2 protein-coding genes are annotated in these 1,729 nt (G+C 60.2%); one reads left to right on the top strand and one right to left on the bottom strand.

All coding sequences use genetic code 11. The features are described from left to right. Positions 1-198: hypothetical protein (locus HV796_RS43810; RefSeq protein WP_217478242.1), on the top strand; the 198-nt coding region annotated here is incomplete at its 5' end. A gap of 38 nt (positions 199-236) precedes the next feature. On the opposite strand, the gene HV796_RS42070 is transcribed toward HV796_RS43810, so the two are convergent. Further along, positions 237-1,553, bottom strand: coding sequence for an IS701 family transposase (locus HV796_RS42070; RefSeq protein WP_175233521.1), 1,317 nt, complete (start codon positions 1,551-1,553; stop codon positions 237-239). Positions 1,554-1,729: the final 176 nt, after the last annotated feature.

The following is a 1,729-nucleotide window of genomic DNA, read 5'->3' as shown; positions in this document are numbered from 1 at the left end:
ATGATCGCCTGCGAAGGGCTCGTGCGTTGCGGCGAGACCGGCGTCAGCACGACGCTTAATGCTGTGCGCGAGCGGAGTGCGGTGAAAGTCGCACGCTCCGTTCTTCGGGGGGCCTATGCCCGGGAGGGTGTGAGGCTACCCTCTTTAAATTATTTGTGCAGTTTATTGCCGTACGGGAAGAGTGCCATCGTTGCATGAGCCGTAATCCAAGCAGAATACGCAACGTGGCGATGGAATCAGGAACGTGGCGTTGAGCGCGCTGGACTCCCCCGTGGGATGTAACCCGGGGAAAGGTCAGGCAGCGCGCGTTCGAGGAAGTTTTTTTTACCGCGTGCATCTGATTGCATTCTGAGTCGCCGGGCCATCAGAAACCCATATGCAGCGATACTCAGTGTGGCATGGTGATGAAAGCCACGCCAGCCTCGCCCTTCGTAATGACCGAGTCCGAACTCCTGTTTCAGGTCCTGATAGTCGCGTTCGATGCGCCAGCGCATCTTTGTCACGAACACAAGCTGCTCCAGTGTTGCCTCCCCGGGGGCGGTACTCAGAAAGTATTTGAGTGGCTCCGTATCGCCATCGGGCCATTCAATGAGCAGCCATTGCTCGTCGCGAACGGTACTTCGCCAATAGTCACGATGCGCGGGACGAACCCGTACGGCGGCAAAACGTGAGCAGAGTGCTGCGTTGCTGCCTTCGCGCCAGGTGACGCTCTGCCAGGCGTTCACGGGTAATTGCATGGCCAGTTCCTTCACCGCAAGCGGTTCGTGGCCGGGCGCACGGCGCAGCAATGTCGGTGGCTTGCCGCGCCCGCTCCAGGGCCTGGGCGGAAGTGGCGCCGTACCGGGCGCCCACACAGAGGTGCCAGGCCGGATCCCTACCGCGTACAGCAAACCCAGTTCAGTTATGCCATCCCGGAAAGCGGTTTCGTCGCCGTACCCCGCATCGGCCAGCACGATACCGGACGCAACGCCGGATGCCATAGCCTCGCGAAGTTGGGCCAGCGCAATCTGGGGCTTGGTCTCGAAGACCAGCTCGTCGGGAATGCCCGCACGACGGGCACGGTCCCGGTCGTCGATCCATTCTTTGGGGACATACAGCTGCCAGGCAATCGGCAGGCTGCCGCGTTGCGTCGCGATCGACAGGCTCACGGCAACCTGACAGTTGTCCTGCTTCCCGAGTTGCCCGCAGTACTGACGCGCCACCCCGACCGAATGACGCCCCTTCTTTGGAAAACCCGTGTCGTCAATAATCCAGTAGTAACCGGTCTCTTCAGCAGCGTGCGCGTCTAACGCGGGCATCACCCATTCGTGCACCCGCTGCAAGACTGCCCGGTCAGACCATTCTGCCTTGGCCACAAAGTGGTGCAGTGACTGGTGCTTCGCACTCGCGTGAAGTGGGTCAATATGCGCGGCCATCGGCTCGACGCTCTTGCGCGACAACGGCAATACCAGGCCCGAGCAATAGCCCTTGAGGCCGGCATGGCGATCGGCGTGCCCTAATGCCTGCGCCAGATGGTTCAGATACGCGTCAAATTCGTCGACATCTGCTCTCATCACGATCGCCTGAAATTTCTATTATTTAATAGTGCCAGGTATCTCTTTACCGTCAAATAATTTCAAGAGGGTAGCCTCACACCCTCCCGGGCATAGGGCCCCCGAAGAACGGAGCGTGCGACTTTCACCGCACTCCGCTCGCGCACAGCATTAAGCGTCGTGCTGACGCCGGTCTC

The organism is Paraburkholderia humisilvae, from assembly GCF_902859855.1.
Taxonomy (GTDB): Bacteria; Pseudomonadota; Gammaproteobacteria; order Burkholderiales; family Burkholderiaceae; genus Paraburkholderia; species Paraburkholderia humisilvae.
The sequence above is the reverse complement of the archived record's forward strand: the minus strand, read 5'-3'. Positions and strand labels throughout refer to the sequence as shown.

What these genes read in the sequence shown, in the direction of transcription:
- HV796_RS42070 (WP_175233521.1), bottom strand. Translation starts at nt 1,553, where the DNA reads ATGAGAGCAGATGTCGACGAATTTGACGCGTATCTGAACCATCTGGCG.